Source organism: Actinospica durhamensis (genome assembly GCF_018139695.1).
In the GTDB taxonomy this organism is placed as follows: domain Bacteria; phylum Actinomycetota; class Actinomycetes; order Streptomycetales; family Catenulisporaceae; genus Actinospica; species Actinospica durhamensis.
Map to the genome: position 1 here is coordinate 1 of NZ_JAGSOG010000121.1, position 24,159 is coordinate 24,159.

At 72.0% G+C, this 24,159-nt stretch carries 19 protein-coding genes; 10 read left to right on the forward strand and 9 right to left on the reverse strand.

Features of this window, described 5'->3' with window-relative positions:
- Nucleotides 1-30 precede the first annotated feature (30 nt).
- Together KDL01_RS22300 and KDL01_RS22305 are read left to right on the forward strand one after the other, a co-directional pair.
- Complete coding sequence (locus KDL01_RS22300) at nt 31-1,704, forward strand: FAD-binding dehydrogenase (protein ID WP_212530513.1); 1,674 nt, start codon at nt 31-33, stop codon at nt 1,702-1,704.
- Between the two features lie 44 nt (nt 1,705-1,748).
- Nucleotides 1,749-2,381: an alpha/beta hydrolase family protein gene (locus KDL01_RS22305; protein ID WP_212530514.1), complete on the forward strand. Its 633-nt coding sequence runs from the start codon at nt 1,749-1,751 to the stop codon at nt 2,379-2,381.
- Here the strand turns inward: KDL01_RS22305 and KDL01_RS22310 are convergent.
- Complete coding sequence (locus tag KDL01_RS22310; RefSeq protein WP_212530515.1) at nt 2,336-3,577, reverse strand: alanine--tRNA ligase-related protein; 1,242 nt, start codon at nt 3,575-3,577, stop codon at nt 2,336-2,338. The two genes, KDL01_RS22305 and KDL01_RS22310, sit on opposite strands and share 46 nt — an antisense overlap.
- Before the next feature lie 308 nt (nt 3,578-3,885).
- On the opposite strand from KDL01_RS22310, the gene mug reads away from it, so the two are divergent.
- The 6 genes from mug to KDL01_RS22340 all read left to right on the forward strand — a co-directional run bounded on the left by mug (nt 3,886) and on the right by KDL01_RS22340 (nt 10,781).
- A complete protein-coding gene (gene mug / locus KDL01_RS22315; protein ID WP_307846512.1) occupies nt 3,886-4,512 on the forward strand; it encodes a G/U mismatch-specific DNA glycosylase in 627 nt (208 codons plus the stop codon).
- Nucleotides 4,513-4,648: 136 nt separating this feature from the next.
- Nucleotides 4,649-5,422: an SDR family NAD(P)-dependent oxidoreductase gene (locus KDL01_RS22320; RefSeq protein ID WP_212530517.1), complete on the forward strand. Its 774-nt coding sequence runs from the start codon at nt 4,649-4,651 to the stop codon at nt 5,420-5,422.
- A gap of 72 nt (nt 5,423-5,494) precedes the next feature.
- A complete protein-coding gene (locus KDL01_RS22325; protein ID WP_212530518.1) occupies nt 5,495-6,253 on the forward strand; it encodes a MerR family transcriptional regulator in 759 nt (252 codons plus the stop codon).
- A gap of 192 nt (nt 6,254-6,445) precedes the next feature.
- The gene (locus KDL01_RS22330) at nt 6,446-8,515 is read left to right on the forward strand and encodes a S9 family peptidase (protein WP_212530519.1); all 2,070 of its coding nucleotides are present in this window, start codon (nt 6,446-6,448) and stop codon (nt 8,513-8,515) included.
- Nucleotides 8,512-9,852, forward strand: coding sequence for a M20/M25/M40 family metallo-hydrolase (locus KDL01_RS22335; protein WP_212530520.1), 1,341 nt, complete (start codon nt 8,512-8,514; stop codon nt 9,850-9,852). The genes KDL01_RS22330 and KDL01_RS22335 overlap by 4 nt, the downstream gene beginning before the upstream one ends.
- A complete protein-coding gene (locus KDL01_RS22340) occupies nt 9,849-10,781 on the forward strand; it encodes a S66 peptidase family protein (RefSeq protein WP_212530521.1) in 933 nt (310 codons plus the stop codon). Before KDL01_RS22335 ends, KDL01_RS22340 begins: the two co-directional genes overlap by 4 nt.
- 98 nt (nt 10,782-10,879) lie before the next feature.
- Here KDL01_RS22340 and KDL01_RS22345 read toward each other — a convergent pair whose 3' ends face one another.
- Both KDL01_RS22345 and KDL01_RS22350 read right to left on the reverse strand, forming a co-directional pair.
- Nucleotides 10,880-12,208 carry an inositol-3-phosphate synthase gene (locus KDL01_RS22345; RefSeq protein WP_212530522.1) on the reverse strand — a complete coding sequence of 443 codons (1,329 nt, stop codon included), beginning with the start codon at nt 12,206-12,208 and terminating at the stop codon, nt 10,880-10,882.
- Between the two features lie 243 nt (nt 12,209-12,451).
- A complete protein-coding gene (locus tag KDL01_RS22350; protein WP_212530523.1) occupies nt 12,452-13,024 on the reverse strand; it encodes a DEAD/DEAH box helicase family protein in 573 nt (190 codons plus the stop codon).
- Between the two features lie 61 nt (nt 13,025-13,085).
- Here KDL01_RS22350 and KDL01_RS22355 point away from each other — a divergent pair, with 61 nt between their 5' ends.
- On the forward strand, nt 13,086-13,625 hold the full coding sequence (locus KDL01_RS22355; RefSeq protein WP_212530524.1) for a GNAT family N-acetyltransferase: 540 nt from the start codon (nt 13,086-13,088) through the stop codon (nt 13,623-13,625).
- 21 nt (nt 13,626-13,646) lie between these two features.
- Here KDL01_RS22355 and KDL01_RS22360 read toward each other — a convergent pair whose 3' ends face one another.
- Both KDL01_RS22360 and KDL01_RS22365 read right to left on the reverse strand, forming a co-directional pair.
- The gene (locus KDL01_RS22360) at nt 13,647-16,022 is read right to left on the reverse strand and encodes a HelD family protein (RefSeq protein ID WP_212530525.1); all 2,376 of its coding nucleotides are present in this window, start codon (nt 16,020-16,022) and stop codon (nt 13,647-13,649) included.
- Between the two features lie 228 nt (nt 16,023-16,250).
- Complete coding sequence (locus tag KDL01_RS22365) at nt 16,251-18,104, reverse strand: pectate lyase-like domain-containing protein (protein ID WP_212530526.1); 1,854 nt, start codon at nt 18,102-18,104, stop codon at nt 16,251-16,253.
- 455 nt (nt 18,105-18,559) lie between these two features.
- Between KDL01_RS22365 and KDL01_RS22370 the strand changes: the two genes are divergently transcribed.
- Nucleotides 18,560-19,933 (forward strand): extracellular catalytic domain type 1 short-chain-length polyhydroxyalkanoate depolymerase, encoded by a 1,374-nt coding sequence (locus KDL01_RS22370; protein WP_307846514.1) that lies wholly within the window; start codon nt 18,560-18,562, stop codon nt 19,931-19,933.
- Nucleotides 19,934-19,995: 62 nt separating this feature from the next.
- On the opposite strand, the gene KDL01_RS22375 is transcribed toward KDL01_RS22370, so the two are convergent.
- The 4 genes from KDL01_RS22375 to KDL01_RS22390 all read right to left on the reverse strand — a co-directional run.
- Nucleotides 19,996-21,270: an FAD-binding protein gene (locus KDL01_RS22375; protein ID WP_212530527.1), complete on the reverse strand. Its 1,275-nt coding sequence runs from the start codon at nt 21,268-21,270 to the stop codon at nt 19,996-19,998.
- 120 nt (nt 21,271-21,390) lie between these two features.
- Nucleotides 21,391-22,326: a pseudouridine-5'-phosphate glycosidase gene (locus tag KDL01_RS22380; protein WP_212530528.1), complete on the reverse strand. Its 936-nt coding sequence runs from the start codon at nt 22,324-22,326 to the stop codon at nt 21,391-21,393.
- Nucleotides 22,323-23,504, reverse strand: coding sequence for a carbohydrate kinase (locus KDL01_RS22385; RefSeq protein ID WP_212530529.1), 1,182 nt, complete (start codon nt 23,502-23,504; stop codon nt 22,323-22,325). Before KDL01_RS22385 ends, KDL01_RS22380 begins: the two co-directional genes overlap by 4 nt.
- Before the next feature lie 76 nt (nt 23,505-23,580).
- The coding region (locus KDL01_RS22390; RefSeq protein WP_212530530.1) for a class I SAM-dependent methyltransferase at nt 23,581-24,159 on the reverse strand (579 nt) is incomplete at its 5' end.

A 24,159-nucleotide genomic window follows, 5' to 3' on the forward strand; every position in this document is an offset into this window, starting at 1 on the left:
CTCCCGCCCCCACCTCGAAGGACACCGTCCATGGACGCTGACGTCATCATCGTCGGAGCCGGGCTCGCCGGGCTCACCGCCGCCCACGAGCTCACCTCCCGCGGCCGCCGCGTGGCCCTGGTCGAGCAGGAGAACGCGGCCAACCTCGGCGCGCAGGCCTTCTGGTCCTTCGGCGGCCTGTTCCTGGTCGACACGCCCGAGCAGCGCAGGCTCGGCGTGCACGACTCCTTCGACCTGGCCTGGAGCGACTGGCTCGGCAGCGCGCAGTTCGACCGGCTCGAGGACGAGGACTCCTGGGCGGTGCGCTGGGCCCGCGCGTACGTCGAGTTCGCGGCCGGGGAGAAGCGCTCCTGGCTCACCGGCCACGGCCTGAGCTTCCTGCCCACCGTCGGCTGGGCCGAACGCGGGGACCTGCGCGCCGACGGGCACGGCAACTCCGTCCCGCGCTTCCACGTCACCTGGGGCACCGGCACCGGCGTGGTCGAACCCTTCGTCCGCTATGCCCGGCAGGCCGCGGCCGGCGGGCTGCTGACGTTCCATCACCGCCACCGGGTGGACGAACTCGTGGTCACCGACGGCGCCGTCTGCGGCGTGCGCGGCAAGGTGCTCGCGCCCGACGACGCGGCCCGCGGCGTGACCTCCAACCGGGAGGAGGTCGCCGACTTCGAACTCACCGCGCAGGCCGTCATCCTCACCACCGGCGGCATCGGCGCCAACCACGAGCTGGTGCGCCGCCACTGGCCCGAGCGCCTCGGCACCGCGCCCGCGTCCATGGTCACCGGCGTCCCCGCGTACGTGGACGGGCGGATGCTGGAGATCGGCGAGCGGGCCGGGGCACGGCTGGTGAACCGGGACCGGATGTGGCACTACACCGAAGGCCTGCGCAACTGGGACCCGGTCTGGCCCGGGCACGGCATCCGGATCCTGCCGGGGCCGTCCTCGATGTGGTTCGACGCGCTCGGGCGCCGCCTGCCCTCGCCCTACCTGCCCGGCTACGACACCCTCGGCACGCTGCGGCACCTGCGCACGGACCCGCTGATCGCGCCGTACGACCACTCCTGGTTCGTGCTGACCGAGCGGATCATCGAGAAGGAGTTCGCGCTCTCCGGCTCGGAGCAGAACCCGGACATCACCGCCAAGGACCGCAAGGCCTTCCTGCGTGAGCGGGTCCTGGGCAAGGGCGCGCCAGGACCGGTCGCCGCGTTCATGGAGCACGGCGCGGACTTCGTGGTGGCGCCCGAGCTCGACGAGCTGGTGGTGAAGATGAACGGGCTGACCGAGCAGCCGCTGCTGGACGTGGAGCTGATGCGCCGCCAGATCGAGGCCAGAGACCTCCAGGTGGCCAACGCGTTCAGCAAGGACGCCCAGGTCCAGGGCATGCGCAACTCCCGCCGCTACCTCGGCGACCGCCTCGGCCGCACCGCCGCCCCGCACCGCATCCTCGACCCCGCGGCCGGCCCGCTGATCGGCGTGAAGCTCAACATCCTGACCCGCAAGACCCTCGGCGGCATCCAGACCGACCTCGACTCCCGCGTCCTGGGCACCGACGGCGCGGCCGTCCCCGGCCTCTACGCGGCCGGCGAGGTGGCCGGCTTCGGCGGCGGCGGCGTGCACGGCTACAACGCGCTCGAGGGCACCTTCCTCGGCGGCTGCCTGTTCGGCGGCCGCGCCGCGGGCCGGGCCGCGGCGCAGGCGGTGGCGTAGTTCGCGCCGTGGTTCGCGGCGGCGGTTGCCCTAAGCTCTCGATCATGCAGATGCTCGTGGACACGCCGGTCGGGCAGGCCCGGATCACCCGCGTCCCGGCCGTCGGCCGGCGCCGCGCCGCGCTGGCGGTGAGCCATGGCGCGGGCGGCGGGATCGAGGCGCCCGACCTGCGTGCGCTGGCCGCGGCGCTGCCGGCCGCCGGGATCGAGGTGGCGCTGGTCGAGCAGCCGTGGCGGGTGGCCGGCAAGCGGCTGGCCCCGGCGCCGAAGACGCTCGACGCCGCGTGGACCGTGCTCGTCCCGGCGTACCGGGCCGAGGCCGCCGCCGACGTGCCGCTGTTCGTCGGCGGACGCAGCGCCGGGGCGCGGGTCGCCTGCCGCACCGGCCGGGAGACCGGGGCCGCGGGCGTGCTCGCGCTGGCCTTCCCGCTGCATCCGCCGGGCAAGCCGGACAAGTCGCGCGCGTCGGAACTGCTCGAGACCGGCCTGCCGACGCTGGTGGTGCAGGGCGCGGCCGACGCGTTCGGCGGGCCGGCCGAGTTCCCGGCGCTGCCCGCCGGCCACCGGCTCCTCGCCCTGCCCGCCGGCACGCACGAGTTCGCCGTCCGCAAGACCCAGGAACCGGTGCTGGATCAGATCACCGAGGCCGTCGCCGACTGGATCGGTTCGCTGCTCTGATCCCCGCGGCCGCGCAGCAGGTCCACGATCTCGCGCGGCAGGCCGTGGGTCTCGTGCAGGAAGCGGTAGTCCTGCTCCTTGAGTACGGATTCTGACATGCGTTCCAGGACTCGGCGGCCGCGCTCGCACAGCTCGACGAAGCGTCGCTCCTCGTCAAGCACCACCGAGCGGACCGTCTGCGCCCCGCCGGGGTAGTGCCCCTGGCCGAAGTGCTCGAGCGTGTCCGTGAACAGCTCCAGCGGCAGGTCCTCGAGCGTGCACGCCGGCGTCCCGTCGCGCCACAGGATCGTCAGCACCCGGCGGATCAGCCTGCGCAGCACGTAGCCGCGGCCCCCGCTCGCGGGCAGCACGCAGTCGCCGATGATCGCGATGCAGGACCGCAGGTGGTCCATCACGATCCGCAGCTCGCGTTCCTCGAGCGGCCACAGCCGCGGCACGACCTGCCGCCAGGGCACGAACACGTCGCAGTCGTAGACCGAATCAGTGCCCTGCAGGATCGTGAGCAGTCGGTCGAGGCCGAGGCCGGTGTCCACGTTGGGCTGGGGGAGCGCGGAGAGGCTGCCGTCCTCGTGCCGGCGGTGGCGCATCATCACGTGGTTCCACACCTCGACCCAGCGCGGGTCGGTGGTCGGCGTGCCGGACGGGTCGCCCGAGCCGGTCCACACGAAGATCTCGCTGTCCGGGCCGCACGGTCCGGTCGGCCCGTTGGACCACCAGTTCTCGCCGCCGTAGGTGAGCTCCACCGGCACGCCGAGCTCCTGCCAGACCTCGAGCGACTCGGTGTCCGGCCCGAGCGAGTCGTCCCCGCCGAAGACCGTCGCGTGCAGCGAGCGCGGCGAGAGCCCGAACCCGTCGCGGAGCAGCTCGAGGCCCCAGCGCAGGCTCTGGCCGCCGCCGTAGTCGCCCAGGGACCAGGTCCCGAGCATCTCGAACACGGTCAGGTGCGTCGGATCGCCGACCTCGTCGAGGTCCGTGGTGCGCAGGCAACGCTGCAAGCCGACGAGCCGGCGCCCCTGCGGGTGCTCCCGGCCCTCGAGGTAGGGCGTGAGGTGGTGCATGCCCGAGGTGGTGAAGTACACCGGGTCGCCGGGCGGCGCGATCAGCGACTCACCGGGCAGCGGCTCGTGTCCGCGCGAGCGGTAGAAGTCGAAGAAGGTCTGGACGGTGGAGCGGTATCCGGTGACGGGGTGCGTCATGGTCGGAGCCTTTCGCGGCGGCGTGGCGGGCACGCGGTGGCGGGCACGCGGGGCGGCCGGAAAGGCGGATGCGCACGGCGGTGAAAGGAGAGACTCGACGCTCGCGTGCGGCCTGTCCGGCCGCCGGGCGCGAGGGGGAGTTGGAATTCAGCAGCGGGCGGCGGCCGAGGAGCGGGTAGCTCGCGCGGCCGCGGCGGTGCATCGGGAGAACTCCATGACTCCACGCTAGCGCCCCGTCCGCCCCGAGGCGAACGGTTTCCGCGCCGGTTCGGCGGTGGTGACGCGGCGGCATGCGGGAGGATGGGTGCGTGACCAGCCCGTCCTCGTCCACCTCGTCCGCGCCGCCGCGCCGTCCTCGCCCGACCGCCGCGCAGCTCGAGGCGGCCCGCGACGCCGTCATCCCCGACGTCATCGGGCCCGGACTCAAGGTGCTGTTCTGCGGCATCAACCCGGGGCTGTGGTCGGCGGCGGTGGGCCTGCACTTCGCCCGTCCCGGCAACCGGTTCTGGCCCGCGCTGCACGCCTCCGGCTTCACGCCCGAGCGCTTCACCCCCGACCGCCAGCGCGAACTGCCCGGGCTCGGCCTCGGCATCAGCAACGTCGTCGCCCGCGCCACCGCCCGCGCCGACGAGCTCGGCACGGCGGAGCTGCGCGAGGGCGGCCGCCTGCTGGGCGAGAAGGCGGCCGAGTACCGGCCGGGGTGGCTCGCGATCGTCGGCATCACCGCGTACCGCACCGCGTTCGAGCGCCGCGACGCGCAGATCGGGCCGCAGGCCGAGCGGATCGCCGAGAGCCGGGTGTGGGTGCTGCCGAACCCCTCCGGCTTGAACGCGCACTGGAACGCGGCCGCGCTGGCCGGTGAGTTCGGCCGGTTCCGCGAGGCGGCGGGCGTACCGGCGGCGGGGCCGGTGCGTCAACGAGGCGCAGAGGGCTGACAAACGCGGAGACCCGCCGCCGGACGCGCTCCCGAACGCTTCCGGCCGCGCTCGTGCGGAGTGTGCGCAGGGTGCTTGCATGGCTGCGCAACGCAATCCACTCCTGTGCGACCGCCCCACGGCGAAGGGAATCCACGTGACCGTCCACACTCTGACCGGCCGCACCGCGCTGGTCACCGGAGGCACCCGCGGCATCGGCCGCGCCTGCGCGCTCGCCCTGGCCGCGGCGGGCGCCGAGGTCGTGCTGACCGGCCGGGAGGCGCGCACCGCGAAGGCCGCGGCCGAGGCGATCGCGGCCGAGACCGGGGCCACGGTGACCGGGATGTCCCTGGACGTGCCCGAGAACGCGACCAGCGCCGAGACCTTCGAGTGCGCCGAGTCGCTGCTGGCCGAGATCGCGGCCGAGCACGGCGAGCTCGACGTGCTGGTGGCGAACGCGGGCATCCTGCGGCACACCCCGATGGGCCTGATCGACGCCGCGGACGTGCAGGCGATGGTCGCGGTGAACTTCGTCGGCAGCCTCGCGATGCTCCAGGCCGCGACGGCGTCGATGCGCCGGCGCGGCGGCGGCTCGGCCGTGCTGATCAGCTCGGTCGTCGGCGTGCTCGGCGGCGACATGCTCGCCGCCTACGCCGCGACCAAGGCGGCGATCGCGGCCATGGCCCGCTCCGCCGCGCGCGACCTCGGCCCGGAGGGCATCCGGGTGAACGCGATCGCGCCCGGCGTCATCTACACCGACATGGTCAGCCCGGCCCCGCGCGAGATGCTCGACGCGACGGTCGCCCGCGTCCCGATGCGCCGCGTCGGCCGGCCCGAGGACGTGGCGGGCGCGGCCGTGTTCCTCGCCTCCGACGCGGCGTCCTACGTCACCGGCCACGTCCTGGCCGTGGACGGGGGGATGGTTCTCTAGGGACTGCCGCTTGCACCTCACGTGGCGTGAGGAGGCATGGTGGAGCCGACCTGCAAGAAGGGAGCGGAAGAAGTGAGCTATTCCGTGGGACAGGTTGCCGCCTCCGCCGGGATCACCGTGCGGACCTTGCACCACTACGACGAGGTCGGACTGCTGGTGCCGAGCGGGCGTAGCCAGGCCGGTCACCGCCGGTACGGCGACGAGGACCTCGATCGGCTGCAGCGGATCCTGTTCTACCGGGAGCTGGGCTTCCCGCTCGAAGAGATCGCGGTCCTGCTCGACGATCCGAAGGTCGACCCGCAGGAACACCTGCGGCGCCAGCACGCGTTGCTGACCAGCCGGATCGAGAAGCTGCAGAAGATGGCCGCGGCTGTGGAACGAGCCACGGAGGCACGAAGGATGGGTATCAACCTCACACCCGAGGAGAGGTTCGAGGTCTTCGGCGACTTCGACCCCGATGAGTACGCGGACGAGGCCCGCGAGCGCTGGGGCCAACAGGACGCCTATCGCGAGTCGCAGCGCAGAACGGCTTCCTACACGAAGGAGGACTGGCTGAGGATCAAGCAGGAGCAGGAGGACTGGGGACGGCGTTTCGCGGCACTGATGGACTCGGGCGACGGGCCTGAATCCGGCGCGGCGATGGAGCTCGCGGAGGAGCACCGGCAGCAGATCTGCCGCTTGTACTACGCATGCACCTACGAGATCCACACCGGCCTGGCCGAGATGTACCTCGCCGATCCGCGGTTCACCTCCACGTTCGAGGCGATCAAGCCGGGGATGGCCGAGTACCTGAGTGAGGCGATCGTCGCGAACGCGATCCACCGGGCCTGATCCCGGAGGACTCCTCCGGCGCGTCCGTACGGCGTTCCCGTACGGCGCGTCGCGTCGCGTGTGCACACTGATCCGGCCCGGGACGCGCGAGCATCGAGAGGCTGCTGCCGACGCGAAAGCCGTGTCCGCCCGTGCCAGACGGGGCAGTACGGCGGAGAGGACGCAGCGCCGATCGGACCGAAGGAGCAGGACATGGCGAACACGCCCCGAGGTGGCCGGTGGGACTCGCCGCTGACGGCCGAAGCGGTGGCGGCCGCGGCCGGCGGGCCGAGCTGGCCGTCCGTCGTGGGCGCCGAGACGTGGTGGTGCGCGTCGGACACCGTGGACGCTTCCGTCAGGCTGCTGCGATGCGCGTCGCCGGACCTCTCCGCCACCACCGCCGACCCCGCCCACGACGTGCTCGGCGGGCCGTGGAAGGTCTCGAACGGCGCCATCGGCTACGGCGGGCGCGCCTACCTCGTCGTGCCGGGCGCGGATTCCGGCGATCCGCACGTGCTCGTCTTCACCGACGGGTCTGATCATCGGCTTTACGCCGCACGTGTGGCGCCGCTGCCGTCAGGCGCCACGTCCGCCGCCGAGCCGGTCCCGCTCACCGCACCTGACCCGGACGTCCGCACCACCTGCTACGCGGACCCGATCCTCGGCCCCGATGGCACCGAGGTGTGGTGCGTGCGCGAGGTCACCCGCACCGACGGCGGGGCCGAGCGCGACCCGGCGGAGATCACCACCCGGGACATCGTCGCCGTGCCGCTCGACGGCTCGGCCGCCGACGACCCGGACGCGGTGCGGGTGGTCGCCCGGGCCCAGCACTTCCTGACCTGTGTCCGCGTCAGCCCGGACGGCGCCCGGCTCAGCTGGATCGGGTGGGATCACCCTGACATGCCCTGGGATACCAGTGAGCTGATGGTCGCGGAGCTCGAAGCCGGCGCCGGCGGCCCGGTCGCCCGCGAGCCGGTGCGCGTGCTCGGCGGTCCGGACGTGTCCGTGCCGCAGGCCGAGTGGGCCGACGCGGCGACCCTCTACGCGATGGCCGACCCCGACGGCTGGTGGAACCTGCACCGGGTCACCGTCGACGCGGACGGTTCCGCGCAGGCCGCGTGCGTACTGCCGATGGAGAGCGAGTGCGCGCACGCGGTCTGGCGGGTCGGCGCGACCTCGTTCGCCGTCACCGGCCACGGCGTCGTCTTCCGGCACGGCGTGGGCGATCAGCAGCTCGTGCTGTGGGATCCGGCGGGGGAGGGCTCGCTCACCGAACTCGCGCCCGGTTGGACCGAGTTCGCGGTGGGTGTGTCCGGCGGCGCGGACGCGGTAGCCGTTGTCGGGGCGAGCTCGACACGGCGTCCGACGCCGCTGCGCGTGGAGCTCGGGACCGGCGCAGTGCACCCATGTCCGAGCAGCGACGGCAGCGACGGCAGCGCTGACGAGTTCGAGCCCTGGTATGCGAAGCCTGAACGCCGCACCGCGCCTGGCCGCGACGGCCGTACCGTGCACTTCACCTATCACCCGCCCACGAACCCGCAGTACGAGGGCACCTCGGGCGAACCGAGCGAACTGCCGCCGCTCATCATCGACGTCCACGGCGGCCCGACCAGCACGACCGGCGCCGCGCGCTCGCTGACGCTGTCCTTCTTCACCAGCCGCGGGTTCGCCGTCGCGTCCGTCGACTACGGCGGCTCGACCGGCTACGGCCGGGCCTATCGCGACCTGCTGCGCGGAACCTGGGGCGTCGTCGATGTCGAAGACAGCGTGAGCGTCGCGCGGTTCCTAGCTGAATCAGGACTCGTGGACACCGGGCGCGTCGCCGTCCGCGGCGGCTCGGCCGGGGGCTGGACGGCGCTCGCGGCGCTCACCCACTCCGAGGTGTTCCGCTGCGGCGCGGTCTACTACCCGATCGCCGATCCGTTCACCTGGTACGCCGGGCAGACGCACGACTTCGAGAGCAGATATCAGTACACGCTGCTCGGCGGCGGGCCCGAGGAGGCCGACGCGTTCTACCGCCGGGTCTCGCCCTTGCTCGCGGTGATGCAGCTGCGGGCGCCGTTCGTCATGATGCACGGGCTCGACGACACCATCTGCCGCCCCGACCAGTCGGAACGCTTCGTCGCTGCGGCGCGGGCCCTGCACGGCGAGGACGTCTGCCGCGCGTATCTGCGCTTCCCGGGCGAAGGCCACGGATTCCGGCACGCCGCGAGCCTTGCCGCCTCACTCGAGGCCGAACTCGCGCTGTTCACGGAGGTGCTGTGCGCGCAGGTGCCGGCATGACGGCCGCCGAGCGGGAACTGCTCGACGCCCTCGCCACCGACGTCGTCGACCTGTGCTCTCAGCTGATCCGGTTCGACACGAGCAACTACGGCGGCGGCGAGAGCCGGGGCGAGCGCGCGGCGGCCGAGTGGGTCGCCGAGCAGCTCACCGACAGCGGTCTGCGCCCGACGGTGCTCGAATCCGCGCCCGGCCGGGCCAACACCGTCGTGCGCATCCCGGGCGCGGACCCGGCCGCCCCGGCTCTGCTCGTGCACGGCCACCTCGACGTCGTGCCCGCCGCGGCCGCGGACTGGAGCTTCCCGCCCTTCGCCGGAGAGGTGCGCGACGGCGCGGTCTGGGGGCGCGGCGCCCTCGACATGAAGGACATGGACGCGATGATGCTCGCCTTCGCGCGGCACCTCGCCCGCAGCGGGATGCGTCCGCCGCGCGACATCGTCCTGGCCTTCGTCGCGGACGAGGAGGACACCGGTGAGTACGGGGCCGGATTCCTGGTGGACAAGCACCCGCAGCTGTTCGAGGGCGTGACCGCGGCCGTCAGCGAGTCGGGCGGTCGCCTCGTGCGACTGCCGGGCGGCGGTCGCCTCTACCCGATCGCGGCCGCCGAACGCGGCACCGCCTGGATGACCGTCACCGCCCGCGGCACGGCTGGCCACGGCTCCCGCCGCAACGAGGACAACGCCCTGGTCAAACTGGCCGCCGCGATCGGCCGGATCGACGCGTACACGTGGCCGGTGCGCCTGTCGCCGACCGTGCAGGCTCTGCTCGACGGCCTCGCCGCCCACCTCGGCCGCCCGGTCGGCCCGGAGGACCTCAGCGCACTGGGACCTGCCGCCCAGCTCGTCGCCCACACGACGGCCAACTCACTCAACCCGACGATGCTCAATGCCGGATACAAGCACAACGTCATCCCGGGTGAGGCCACCGCTGCGCTCGACGGGCGCATCCTGCCCGGCACCGAGGCGGAGTTCTTCGAGACCGTCGACGCGCTGTTGGGCCCGGACCTCACCCGGAGCGGCCGCTTCAACGCCCCCGTCAGCGCCGACCACCACTCCGCCGACTTCGCTGCGATGGCCCAGGCACTGCGCGAGCACGACCCCGAGGCGCTGGTGCTGCCCTATTGCATGAGCGGCGGTACCGACGCGAAGTCCTTCGCCCGTCTCTGCATCCCCGGCTACGGCTTCGTCCCCGGCCGCGCGCCCGAAGGCTTCGACCCCTGGCGCTACGTCCACGGCGTCGACGAGCACGTGCCCACCGAGAGCCTCGCCTTCGGTGTACGAGTCCTGACCACCTACTTGATGACCGACCCGCGCACCGTGGAGAAGCAGGAGCACGCATGAAGATGCATCGCCCCCCAGCCCTCAAGCCCGGCGACACCGTGGCCGTGATCTGCGGAAGTTCCCCCGTCCACACGCCGGAACGGCTCGCCTCGGGCCTGCGCGCGCTCGAGCACGTGGGACTGCGGCCGGAGGTCTTCGCCACGGCCACGGACCCGGGCAGTGTGTACGACTATCTCGCCGGGACCGACGAGCAGCGCGCCGCAGAGCTGACGAGGGCGCTGACCGACCCGAAGTACGCCGCGGTCTTCCTCGCCCGCGGCGGCTACGGCATACAGCGCACCCTGGAGAAGCTGGACTGGAACGCGATCGATCCGAGCCGGCCGAAGGTGGTGGTCGGCTATTCGGACGCCACCGCCCTGCTCGAGGCGCTCGTGGTCAAACTCGGCTGGGTCTCGCTGTTCGGGCCGATGGTCGCGTGCAGCGGGTTCTACGAGGGCCCGGACGAGTACGACTTCAAGGAGCTCATGCGCCTGCTGTTCAACCCCGCGGAAGTCAAGGGCCTGGCGTTCCCCGGCTTCCGGACGCTGGTGTCGGGCCAGGCCGAGGGCATCACGCTCGGCGGCACCGCCACCCTGATCGCGGCGAGCCTCGGCACCGACACCTCGCACCCGGCCGACGGCGCGATCGTGCTGTTCGAGGACGTCGACGAGCTCCCGTTCCGGCTGGACCGGGTGCTCACCCAGATCCGCCGCTCGGGCTATCTCGACGGCGTCGCCGGGATCATCCTGGGCACCTTCACCGAATGCGGCGAGCCCGAGCAGGTCGACGCGCTGCTCGCCGAGCGCCTCGGCGACCTCGGCGTCCCCATCCTGGCCGGCGCGAACCTCGGCCACAACACCGCCATGCAGACCTACCCCGTCGGCGTCCGCGCCAGCCTGGACGCCGACCTCGGCACCCTCACCTACCTCATGCCCGTGCTCGAGGGCTGAGGCCGCGCTCCGGTTTGCCGTTGGATCCCGGCCCTCGGCCGGGCCCCGCGCAACGGCAAACCGGCCGGCGCCGCGCCGCCGCCCGGCGCGCCTCGGACTCAGCCCTCGTAGTCCTCGTAGTACTCCGTGCCCAGGTGGGTGATCAGCTCCTCGCCCATCAGCCAGCGCAGGGTGTTCTTGAGCTTGGTCTGCTGGATGAACAGGTCGTGCTCGGGATACACGCTGGGTGCGTGCTGCGGGCTCTTGAAGTAGAACGAGAGCCACTCCTGCACGCCCTTGAGGCCCGCGCGGTGGGCCAGGTCGGTGAAGAGCACCAGGTCGAGCACGAGCGGCGCTGCGAGGATGGAGTCCCGGCACTGGAAGTCGACCTTGATCTGCATGGGGTAGCCGAGCCAGCCGAAGAAGTCGATGTTGTCCCAGCCCTCCTTGCTGTCGCCGCGCGGCGGGTAGTAGTTGATCCGCACCGCGTGGTGGAAGTCGCCGTAGAGGGTGGGGTGGCGGCTCGGCTGGAGGATGTAGTCGAGCACGCCGAGCTTGGAGACCTCCTTCGTGCGGAAGCTGTCCGGATCGTCGAGCACCTCGCCGTCCCGGTTGCCGAGGATGTTGGTGGAGTACCAGCCCTGCAGGCCCAGCATGCGGGCCTTGAGCATCGGGGCCAGCACGGTCTTGAGCAGGGTCTGGCCCGTCTTGAAGTCCTTGCCGCCGATCGGCACGCCCTGCGCCGCGGCGAGCTCGACCATCGCCGGGATGTCGACGGTGAGGTTGGGCGCCCCGTTCATGAACGGCGCGCCCTCCTTGAGCGCCGCGTACGCGTAGAGCATCGAGGGCGCGATGCTCGCGTCGCTCGTGTCCATCGCGGCCTCGAACGCGGCCAGGTCCTCGTGCGTGGGCCCGGGCTCGAGGTAGACCTCGGTGGAGGCGCACCAGATCACCACGATCCGGTCGCACCCGTGCGCGGCCTTGAAGTCGCGGATGTCCTGGCGCAGAGCCTCGGCCAGTTCCCGCTTGTTCGTGCCGGGCTTGACGTTGTAGCCGTCGAGGCGCCGCACGTACGCGCGGTCGAAGACGGCCGGCATCGGCTCGATCTCCTTGAGCTCGGCCGCGATCGGGTCGATGTGGGCGCGCTCGAGCACCCCGCACTTGAGCGCGGATTCGTAGGCGGTGTCCGGGAACGGATCCCAGGCCCCGAAGACGAGTTGGTCCAGGCCGGCCAGGGGGACGAAGTCGCGGATCAGCGGCACGCGGTCCTCGGTCCGCCCGCCGAGGCGGATGGTGCCCATCTGGGTCAGCGAACCCACGGGCTCGGCCAGGCCGCGCTTGATCAGCTCGACGCCGGCGATGAAGGTGGACGCCACGGCGCCGAGGCCCACCGTCAGGACGCCCACTTTGCCGGCCGCCGGCGCGATGTGGTGCTCAGAACTCTGCATGAAACCCCGTCCTTCTCGCAATACGGACAAGAGCCGTCAAACTGACGGCATATGATGGTTCGATCTGTCAGTCCGATGTATCGAACTGATACATCGGGATGCTATGGGGGCGGGCGTGCGCCGCGCAAGGGGCCTGAGAGAGGCAAGGGGGTATCGACGCACCGTCAGATGCGTGCTCCGGTCGGGAAACCGCCGGTGGGAGGGGGTGCGCCGGCAGCCGAGAACGGCTGACGGCGCCGGGACTCAGAGCCCGAAGTGCGCCACGGCCCGCTCGGCGACGGCTTCCGGGCTCAGGTGCGTGTTGTCGATCAGCAGGTGGTCGGCGCGGCCGGCGAACTCGTGCGTCGAGTTCATCTTGTGCTTCGCGTCGAGGTCCAGAACGTGCTGGTGGGACCAGGCGAGGTCCTGCTTGGACGGCTTCTCCGCCAGGCGACTGTCCTGCACGTTGCGGTGCAGCCGGGTCGCCTGCTCGGCGGCGAGCTCCAGGTAGCGGATCCGGGCGCCGCGGTCACGGAACGGACGGGCGTACTGCTCCACCGCCACGGCGTCCTCGGGCTCGTCGAAGGCCCACAGGTAGGAGAAGACCAGGCCGGGCAGGTCGGAGTCGGCCGCCTCCTCCAGGATGCGGATGCGGAACTCCACGTTGAGCCGGGCGAACTGCGGCGAGTCGTAGGGGAACAGGCGCAGCAGCGGCTCGATCGTCATGTGGTTGTGCAGCAGCCGGTAGCCGGTACGGCGCGCGATCTCGGCTCCGACGGTCATCTTCCCGACCGCGGGCGGACCGATCACGAACAGCAGGGAGGGCACGTCCGACATCGCGCCAGGATAGATCATCCGACCGGACGGGAGGCAACCGGATTTCCCTTAGGCTCTTTGCATGATTCGACCCGCGAAGCCCGAGGACGTCACCGAGATCCACGCCATGGTGCGGGAGCTCGCCGAGTACGAGAAGTCGCTGAGCGAGGCCAAGGCCACGCCGCAGCAGCTGCACGAGGCGCTGTTCGGCGCGGCTCCGGCCGCGTTCGCGCACGTCGCCGAGGACGAGGCGGGCGACGTGGTCGGGTTCGCCCTGTGGTTTCGCAACTTCTCCACCTGGACCGGCGTACACGGGATCTACCTGGAGGACCTCTACGTCCGGCCCGCCACCCGCGGCCGCGGATACGGCAAGGCCCTGCTGGCCGAGCTCGCCCGCATCTGCGTGGAGCGCGGATACGGGCGGCTCGAGTGGTCGGTCCTGGACTGGAACGAGCCGGCCATCGCGGTCTACCGGAAGATCGGCGCGGTCCCCATGGACGAGTGGACCGTCAACCGGCTGACCGGGGACGCGTTGACGGCGCTGGGGTCGACGGCACTGGGTTCGACGGCGCTGGGTTCGACGGCGCTGGGTTCGACGCCGCCGGGGACCGCCGCGAGCTGACGCCCGGCGGGCTCACGCTTCTCACGCCACCTCGAGGATCGTCAGTTCCCTGGTCGTCCTGGTCAGCGCGACGTAGAGGTCGTTCTCGCCGCGCGGGCCGTCGGCGGCGACGGCTTCGGGGTCGGCCAGGACGACCGAGTCGAACTCGAGGCCCTTGGCCTGACGCGCGGTCAGCACGACGGTGCGCCGGTCCAGGTCGGGCAGCGCGCCGTAGGACGCCTCGGGCAGCGTGCGCGCGACCGCGGCGGTGAGCTCCCCGGCCCGGCTGGCCGGGACGATCACGGCCAGCTTGCCCTGTTCCAACGCCTCCTGCCGGGCCAGCGCCACCTCGGCCAGCCGGCCCGGCAGGTCCTCGGACGAGACCTGCTCCCGCACCGGGGCCACGCCGCTGGCGCGCACGGCCTGCGGCGGGCGCAGCGCCGGGTCGATCCGCTCGAGCACCTTGGCCGCGAGCTCCATGATCTCGCTGGGGGTGCGGTAGTTGACGGTCAGTTCGACCGCGCGCCAGCGCTCGCCGACGAGCGGTTCGAGCATCTGCGCCCAGGACCCGGCCCCGGCCGCGTCGCCGGTCTGCGCGACGTCGCCCACCAGCGTCATCGACCGGCTCGGGCAGCGGCGCAGCAGCACCCGCCAGGCCATCGCCGACAGCTCCTGCGCCTCGTCCACGATGATGTGGCCGAAGGTCCAGGTCCGGTCGGCCGCCGCGCGCTCGGCCACGGTGCGCAGGTCCGCCATGGCCTGCATGTCCGCCAGCGCCTCGGCGTTGATGATGTCGGTGACCGACACGATCTCCTCGCGCGGGTCCTCCAGGTCCGTCGAGCGCGAGCCGGCCATGATGTCGAGCACGCCCTGCGCGTACGCGATCTCCTGGCGCCGCTTGAGCTCCCGGGCCGCGCGCTCGGCGTTGAACGCGCCGAGCAGCTCGGCCGCCTCGTCCAGCAGCGGCACGTCCGCGATGGTCCACTCCGCGCCCGGCTCCCGGCGCAGCGCCTCGCGTTCGGCCTCGGCCAGCTCGCCCGCCACCTCGTCCAGCAGGAACGGGCCGCTCAGCAGCTCGTTGATCAGCCGCTGCGGGGTGAGCTCGGGCCAGAGCCAGTTGAGCGCGGCCTGCACCGGCTGCTCCTGCTCCAGCGTGCGCCGCAGCTCGGCCCGGTCCACCACGCGCAGCAGCGCGTCGTCGCCGTCCCCGATCTCCTCGCCCTCCATGGCCAGGCCGTGCTCCCGCAGGTCCTGCGCGATGGCCTCGAGCACCTCCGCGCTGAGCCCGGAGAACGGGTCGTCGGTCAGCCGCGCCGCGGCCTGGTCCACCAGGGCCTCGAGGATGTGGTCGACCAGCACCGGCCGGGCCACGTTGTGCGGCTCCTCGGTGTCCAGCGCCTTCTCCTGCGCGCGCAGGCAGGTCTCCCGGTCGAGCCGGTAGGTGACCCCGTCCACCACGACCTCCAGCGGCTCGTCCGGCTCCGGCAGCCGTCGCAGGGCCTTGACGGCCCGGTCGATCACCGCGGCCATCTCGGTGCGGCCCTTGATCTCGGCCACGTGCGGGGCGTCGAACGTCCGGGCCCTGACACCGGGGAAGAGCTCGCCGACGGTCAGCAGCGCGGCGCTGGTCTCGCCGAGCGCGGGCAGCACGTGCCCGATGTAGCGCAGGAAGGTCGGGTTCGGACCCACGATGAGCACGCCGGAGCGGGCCAGGCGCTCGCGGTGGGTGTAGAGCAGGTAGGCGGCGCGGTGCAGTGCCACCGCCGTCTTGCCGGTGCCCGGGCCGCCCTGCACCACCAGGATGCCCTGCAGCCGGTCCCGGATCACCGCGTCCTGCTCGGTCTGGATGGTCTCGACCACGTCGCCCATCCGCCCGGTGCGCGCCTTCGTCAGCGCCGCGAGCAGCGCGGCCTCGCCGACCAGCGGCGAGGCCGATCCGGCGCCCCCGTGCACCTGCTCCAGCTCGTCCAGCACGCCCCGGTCCAGCGCGTCGTCGTCGAGGCCGACGACGGTGCGCATCCGGGTGTGGATGTGCCGGCGCCGCCGCACGCCGAGGGGTGCGGCGCTGGTCGCGGTGTAGAACGCGCGGGAGGCCGGCGCCCGCCAGTCGAGCAGCAGCGGCTCGCCGTCGGCCTCCTCGTCGCGGATGCCGATCCGGCCGATGTAGAGCCGCTCGGCCGAGCCGAGGTCGAGCCGGCCGAAGCAGAGCCCGTCCTCGGCCGCGTCGATCCGGGCGAGCCGGCTGCCGGTCTCCCGCGCCACGATGTCCCGCTCGACCAGGTACTGCCGGGTGCCGCCGGACGCGCCGCGCACTCCGCCCAGGGCGGCCGAGGCCTCCTCGCGCATCCGGTCGAGCTGTCCGTAGAGCATGCTGACGTAGTCCTGCTCGTGCGCGAGCTCCTCGTGTTCGTTTGACATCCCGCTCCCCATGCGCTAAGTTCGTCCATGAGCCCGGATCAAGGCATTATTTTGTGCTGCACAAAATCCGATGCTCCCCCACTCTAGCACGGCCCGGCGGCTTCACGCCGCGTTCCGCGCGTACAACGACGAACGCCCCGCCTCCCGGTATCGGGAGGCGGGGCGTTCGCTTTCACCGTGTCAGCCGCCTGACCTCAGTGCGCTCAGCCAACCGAGCGCCCGGGGGACTCAGGGGTAGGAGACGATGTCGCTCGGACCGCCGAAGGTGGAGCTCACCGGGGCGCCGGTGCCGTTGATGACCGAGTCGATCCCGCCGGAGCCGTTGAGGAACACCGTCAGGATGTCGTGGAACTGCACGCCGGGGGAGTCCGGAACCTGGAACGCCATCGCGTTCTCGATCGGCACGCCCTGGTTGAAGTAGGAGTACACGCCCATGCCGTAGCCCTGGAACGAGGTGACCGACTTCGGGATGTAGAAGGCCGGGTAGCCGTCCTGGGTCGGGCTCGCCATCCAGTCCGCCTGGCTGGGTACCTCGTACGGGTTCTCGTTCTGGAAGAACAGCACGGTGCCGCCCTGGCCGCTCCAGACCGTCTCGTACTTCTGATAGTGCTCCACCGCCAGGCCGTACGCGGTCACGTCGTCGCCGCCGATGACCGCGCCGGTGTCCGCGGTGTCCGAGGTCCACGAGCCGCCGCCGGCGCCGTGGTCGGCCCGCCAGGACCACACGTCGTCGATGATCGAGTCGCTCGCGTCGTCCACGAACGCCGTCTTGACCGAGCCGACCTCGGCGCCGCCGACCCGGAAGAAGACGTCGTCGATGCTGGTCGGGTCGTTGCGGTACCAGGAGAGCGAGGCCGTGCCCGGCAGGCCGGAGAGCGAGAGCAGGTTGGGCGAGGTGACCGGTCCGGCGTCGAAGATGAGGCCGGAGACGTTCACCCCGGGCACCGGCGCGACGTCCATGGTGGTGTTGCCGCGGGTCGGGATCAGCGTCGCGAAGCCGAGGCCGACGATCTTCGTGTCGGGGTAGAGCACGTGGATCGTGCTCGGGACCTGGTACACGCCGGGGGTGAACAGCAGGTTGCGGCCCAGCGCGAGCGCCAGGTTGATCTGCGCCACCGTCGTCGTGGACTGCACCACGAAGAAGGAGCTCAGCGGCAGCGAGGTGCCCGGGGTGGAGCCGGACGCCCAGCTCGGGCCGCTGCTCGAGGTCTGCGCGGAGGGCACGAACACCTGGTAGTGCCCGGAGGAGTCGGTGTAGAGGTACGGCTCCTCACGCGTGGTCGGGCAGGTGGCGAGCGTGGTGTACGGCGAGGTGCCGCCCGCGTCGCCGGAGTTCGAGGAGAACGACTGCGCCGGCGCGCCCGGGTCGCCGCAGAACACCTGGTTCCACACCCCGTTCGACCAGCCGTCCAGCGCGCTGTCGCGCACGATGAACTGCTGCTGCGAGCCGTTGATCACGGTGCCGCCGGTGAACGAGGAGTCCGCGATGAACCCGCCGCTGGCGTAGTCCGGCGAGCCGTCGCAGTAGTCCATCAGCGTGACGTTGCCGTTGACCGCGACCCGTCGCATCGGCGCGGCCTGGGACACGGCCCAGAACTCGGTGTTGCCGGTGCAGCCGGAGCCGCCGGCCACGTCGATGGTGAGGTTCGAGATCGAGCGCCAGAAGTTCTCCAGCGCGAAGCACTGGCTCTGGTCGCCGTCGGTGCACTGGTTGAAGGTGTCGGCCTGTCCGACGATCACGGTGTCGGACGGGTCCTTGCCCAGGCCGGCGATGCTGGTGTAGTAGCCGACCTGGAAGACCAGCGGGTCGGCGGTGGAGCCGTAGGTGCCGGGCTCGAACAGCAGTTCGTAGCGCTGGGTGCCGAACTGGTTGGGGATCTGCTGGGCGCTGATGGCGTCGAGCGTGGACTGGATCGAGTCCTGCGACATCGACGGGTTGAACACGTACACGTTCGGGCCGAGCACGCCGCCCGTGGTGGACGGCGCGACCGTGGCCGTGCCCGTGTCCGCCGAGGCCGCCGGGGCCAGCACCGGCGCCGTACTCAGGCCGATCCCGGCCGCCAGCGCGACGATCAGGTGCACCAGCCGCCTCGCTCGGGGCCGAGAACCGGGCCGCGGCCCGGGACGCGGACCGGGTATCACCGAACTCAACCTCACGGTTGTTTCCGCCTTTCCAACACGCGTGAGCACCGATGCTCCGCGATAGGGAGGAGAAGCTTGGAGAGCGCTCTCTGGCGGACCAGTGAACTCTTCGAACCCTGAGCAGTCAAGACCCGACCACTCTGCGGTCGGTGTGCCGGGGTTTTGGAGAACGAGCAGGTCAGCGCGCGGCTGAGGGGAATGATGAAGAGAACTGCGCTGGCCGGACGTGTCGGTCGGCACCAGGTGCGGACCGCGACCTGTGTACGTGGTCTCCATCGACCGCCTCGCGGCGCCGGGCCTACCTTCTGCCGGAACGCACGATGCCCGCGCGCCGGAGCCGCTCGCCCCGCCCCGGGCACCGTGCCGCCCGCTTCAATGGAGAGGCAGACAAACCCGTGCACCCCCAGCCAGCCCGTCCCCATCCGCGGCCCGCGGCCCGGGCGGCGTCCGCCGTCGCCGTCGTCCTCGGCGTGCTCGCCGCGATGCTCTACGCCTTCGCCGCGGCCACCCCCGCGCTCGCCAACACCTCCACCCTCACCCAGGTCAGCTCGTTCGGCACGAATCCCGGCGCGCTGCAGATGTACGACTACGTACCCACCACGGCGGGCTCGGACGCGCCGCTGGTCGTCGCGCTGCACGGCTGCACCCAGACCGCGACCGACTACTACGACGACTCGGGCTGGCCCAAGTACGCCGACCTGTGGGGCTTCGACGTCGTCTTCCCGCAGCAGACCTCGAGCAACAACAGCGAGGACTGCTTCGACTGGTACACCCCCTCGGACGACTCCCGCGGAGACGGCGAGGCCGCGTCGATCATCCAGATGGTCGACTACATGGAGGCGCACTACTCCATCAATCCCTCGCGCGTGTACGTCACCGGGATGTCCGCGGGCGGCGGCATGACCGCCGACCTGCTCGCCGACTACCCCGACGTGTTCGCCTCCGGCTCCATCGACTCCGGCCTGCCCGCGCAGTGCGCCACCAGCCAGACCGTCGCGTACACCTGCATGGACAGCGCGGTGAGCGACACGGTCGCGCAGTGGACCGCGCTGGCGAAGAACTCCGACCCCGGATACACCGGCAGCTGGCCGACCGTGCAGATCTGGCAGGGCACCGCGGACTACACGGTCAGCACGTCGAACTCGACCGAGCTGATGGACCAGTGGACCGGGGTGTGGGGGATCGGCCAGAGCGCCTCGTCCACCGCGAGCCTGACCGGCGGCACCACCGAGAGCCTGTACGAGAACGCGGCGGGCGTGCCGGTGGTCGAGGTGTTCGCCGTCTCCGGCATGGGCCACGGCCTCGCGGTGAATCCGGGCTCGAGCATCGACGAGTGCGGCACGACGGGCGCGTACTTCCTGAGCTACATCTGCTCGTCGTACTACACGGCGCTGTTCTGGGGACTCAACGGGAGCTCGACGGCATCGGCGTCTGCTTCGGCTTCGGCGAGTGCGTCGGCTTCGGCGAGTGCGTCGGCCTCGCCCTCCAATTCGGCCTCGCCGTCCCCGTCGGCATCGGCGTCCGCATCCCCGTCCGTATCGGCGAGTGCCTCGCCTTCCGCCTCAGCCTCCGCCTCGTCCACGTACGCGACGAGCTGCTACACCGCGAGCAACTACGCGCAGACGACCGCGGGCCGGGCCTACCAGTCCGGCGGATACGCGTACGCGGACGGCTCCAACCAGGACATGGGGCTGTGGAACACCTTCTACACCACCAGCCTCGAGGAGACCTCGCCCGGCTACTACGTCATCGTCAGCAGCTGTCCGTAGGTTCCCTCGATCCGGGGCCGGCCTCGCGGAGTCACGAGGCCGGCCCCGGAACAGGCCCTTGATCAACGCCGCGGGAAGAGCCCGTCCACGAACGCGTTGCGGAACTTCCCGGCCGGGTCGCGCCGCTCGATCAGGCTCCTGAAGTCCTCGGCCCGCGGGTAGGTGGCGAGCGCGGCGGCCGGACCGCTGAGGAAGACCTTTCCCCAGTGCGGGCGGGCGCCGAGCGGCAGCAGGGCGTCCTCGATCGACGCCAGTACCGGCTCGACGGCGGCCAGGTCCGCGATCCAGGTGAAGTGCAGCGCGACCGCGTCGCGCTGGTAGCAGGGGCTGAGCCACAGCTCGTCCGCCGCGATGGTGCGGATCTCCGAGATCTGCAGGACCCGCGCCACGTGCGCCCCCAGCGGCCGCACCGCCTCGAACGCCTCGGCGGCAAGCTCGCGCGGGACGAAGAACTCGGACTGGAGCTCCTTGCCGCTGCTCGGCGTGAAGTCGGGACGGAAGTGTGGGAGCCGCTCGTGCCACGGGCCGGGCACGGCCAGCTGCGCGGTGCAGTACTCGGTCGGCATACCGGGGACCGGGTGCGAGGGCTCGGTGGCGAGCGCCGCGCCGAGCAGCTCGGCCGGCGGCTGCTGTGCCTCGCCGCCCGCGTCGAGGCGCATTTTGCGCCACACCGACACCGCGCCGCTGCCCCAGTCGGTGAATCCGCTGACGCTGTATCCGGAGGCGAACACGTCCTCGCGATGCGCCGTCAGCTCCTCCAGCGGGACGCCGTGGTAGACGTGCTGCGCGACCTCGAAGGTCGGCTGCACGTCGACCGTCATGTGCGTGACCACGCCGAGCGCGCCGAGCGAGACGACCGCGCCGTCGAAGCCCTCGGATTCGCCGCGAGTGAGCTCGACGACCTCGCCGCGTGCGTCGACCAGGCGGATGCCGCGGACGAACGCGGCGAGGTTCTGATTCGCATCGCCGGAGCCGTGCGTCGCCGTGGCCACCGCGCCCGCGAGCGAGATGTGCGGAAGCGAGGGCAGGTTGGGCAGCGCCAGGCCTTCGGCCTGGAGCCGCTCGGCCAGCTCGGCCAGGCGCAGGCCCGCCGAGACCGTGGCGCTGCGGCGGTCCTCGGCGATCTCGACCTGCGCGGGCAGCGCGTCGATCCGCAGCAGGTCGCCGTCGGTGTCGGCGATGCGGTTGAACGAGTGGCCGGTGCCGAGCACGCGGATCCGCTCGGCCCCGGCCACCACGGCCCGCAGCTGCTCGAGCGAGGTCGGACGGTGCAGCCGGGCCGGGTGGAACTCCACGTTGCCCGCCCAGTTGCGGATCGGATCGATCGGATCGCTCATCAGACGGGCCCTTCGTGCCGTGCGCGGACGCGGCGACCACGCACCGCCGCGTGATCACGTACTCGGCGCTCAGCCTCGCGCGTCCGAGGGGCGCCCGTCAACGCGTGGCAGCGGTAGTGGCTAGGACAGCGCCGCGTACTCCTTGGCGATCGCGGCGCCGAGGCGGGCGTTGTTCTTCACCAGCGCGATGTTCGCGCGCAGGCTCTCGCCCGCGGTGATCTCCACGATCCGGCCGAGCAGGTACGGCGTGGCGTCCTTGCCCTTGATGCCCCTGGCGTCCATGTCGGCGAGCGCCTGCTCGATGATCGAGTCGATCTCGGAGGCGGGGATCTCGTCGGCCTCGGGGATCGGGTTGGCGATGTCCAGGCCGCCGCGGATGCCGAGGTCCCACTTGGTGCGCATGATCACGGCGAGCTCGGCCGGGCTGTCCGCGCGCATCGGGGCGGGGAAGCCGCTGCGCCGGGAGAAGAAGGCGGGGAACTCGTCGGTGCCGTAGCCGATCACCGGGACGCCGAGGGTCTCGAGCGTCTCCAGGGTCAGTCCGATGTCCAGGATCGACTTCACCCCCGCGCTGATCACGGCCACGTCGGTCTGCGCGAGCTCGGTCAGGTCGGCGCTCACGTCGAAGGTCTGCTGCGCGCCCCGGTGTACGCCGCCGAGGCCGCCGGTGACGAAGGTGCGGATCCCGGCCAGCGCGGCCAGGCGCATGGTCGCGGCGACGGTGGTCGCGCCGTGGCCGGCGCGCGCGATGACGTAGGGCAGGTCGCGCAGGCTGACCTTCGCCACGTTCACGTCCGTGGCCAGCAGCTCCAGGTCCTCGGCCGTGAGCCCGATCCGAGGGGAGCCGCCGAGCACGGCGATGGTGGCCGGGATCGCGCCGCCGTCGCGGATGATCTGCTCGACCTCGGTGGCCATCGCCACGTTCTGCGGGTAGGGCATGCCGTGGCTGATGATCGTGCTCTCCAGCGCCACGACCGGCGCTCCCTCGGCCAGCGCGGTGCGCACCTCCTCGGTCAGGACGAGGGACGGGTGCGGGGTGTGGTCGGTGGTGTTCATCGGGCTTCCGTGCTTTCTTCCGCGGTGGGGGCTGGGGCCGGGCTTCGGCGTAGCGCCTGGGCGAGCAGACGCTCGGTCAGGTCGGGCCGGACGGTGTGGGTGCTCTCCAGGGTGAGCGCGGCGGCGGCGTGGCCGTGGCGGGCGGCGTCGGCGGGGGCGTGGCCGGCCAGCAGCGCGTAGGCGAACGCGGCCAGCATCGCGTCCCCGGCGCCGGTGACGTCCTGGACCTCGGCCGGGTCGGCGGCGAGCCGGTGCAGCGTGGCGGCGCCCTGCCCGGGCGTGCGCGTGCTGAGCAGGCTGCCGTCCGCGCCGAGCCGGATCCACACGTGCCGCACGCCTCGATCGTGCAGGACCGCAGCGGCGCGCGACAGCGACGCCTCGGTCTCGGCCGTGTCCTGCGCCCGCGTGTCCTCGCTGGTGAGCGCGCGCAGTTCGTCGAGGTTCGGCGTGAGCGCGAAGATGGGCCGTTCGGGGCTGAGCAGCGGGGTGAGCCGGGCCGCCTTCGGCACGCTGACCGGGTCGAGGACCACCCGCAGGTCGGCGGAGTGGGCCAGGTCGAGCAGGTGCGCGGTGGTCGCGGCGGGCAGATTGCCGTCGAGGACGAGCAGCGCGGCATGTGCGATCAGCTCGCGCGCGGACTGGAGGTGCTCCGGGCGCAGGTTGTCCGTCGCGCTCATGTCGGCCACCGCGAGCAGCAGTTCGCCGTCCGCGTCGAGCACGGCGGTGTAGCTGCCGGTGGGGTGCTCGCCGCGGTGGACGTGGTCGAGCAGCACCCCCGCGGCGCGCGTGTCGGCGAGCAGCCGTTCGCCGTACGGGTCGCGGCCGACGGCGGCGATCAGCTGGGTCGGGGTGCCGAGCCTGGCCAGGTTCTCGGCGATGTTGCGGGCCACCCCGCCCGGCGTGGTGGAGGTGTGGCCGGGGTTGCTGGTGTGCGCGATGGCGGCGGCGGAGCTGCGCGCCTTGATGTCGAGGTTGGCCCCGCCCACCACGACCACCGGTGGCCGCTCGCTCAGGATGTAGCCGCGGCCGAGGATCACGCCCTTGCGGCCCAGGTTGGACAGGTGCACGTTCACGGCCGCCCGGCTGGACCCGAGCCGCTCGGCGATCGCGGCCGGCGTGATCAGCGGTTCGCGGCGCAGCAGGTCGATGATCTCCTGCTCCCGGTCCGTCACTCCCATGTTTAGAACACTAAAGCTCCTTTAGTGATCTATGCAAGCGGGCCTCCGGCGAACCGCTGCCGCTAGCCGGTCGTGGTCACCCGAGCCGGTACACCGACACGTGCGAGGTCGACTCGGCGGTGAACTCGGCGCCGGACCAGTCGGCGTGCCGACTCTCCAGCTCGAACCCGGCGAGCTGCCCCATCAGATCCAGCTCCGCCGGCCAGATGTACCGGTGCGGCGAGCGGAACAGCCGCGCCTCTTTGCCCTGGCCGAAGTGGAAGTGGTGCGAGACCACGTGCTGCGTGAGGACGTCGAAGCGGTCGAGCCCGAAATAGCCCTCCCCGGTCCCGAACACCACGGAGTCGAGCCCGGGCGCGAGCTGGCGCAGTTCGGGGACCCAGAGCTCGATGACGAAGCGCCCGCCCGGCCGCAGATGCCGCGCCGCGTTGCGGAAGCAGGCGACCTGCTCGGCCTGGGTGAGCAGGTTCGAGATCGTGTTGAAGACCAGGTAGACGAGCGAGTACGAGCCCACCTCGCCCGCCGTCCCGGTCGCCATGTCCCCGAGCACGACCGGAATCTCCGTCGCGTCGACCTTCGTCCGCAGCTGCCGCAGCATCGGCTCGGACAGCTCCAGCCCCGCCACCGGCACCCCGCTTCGCGCCAGCGGCACCCC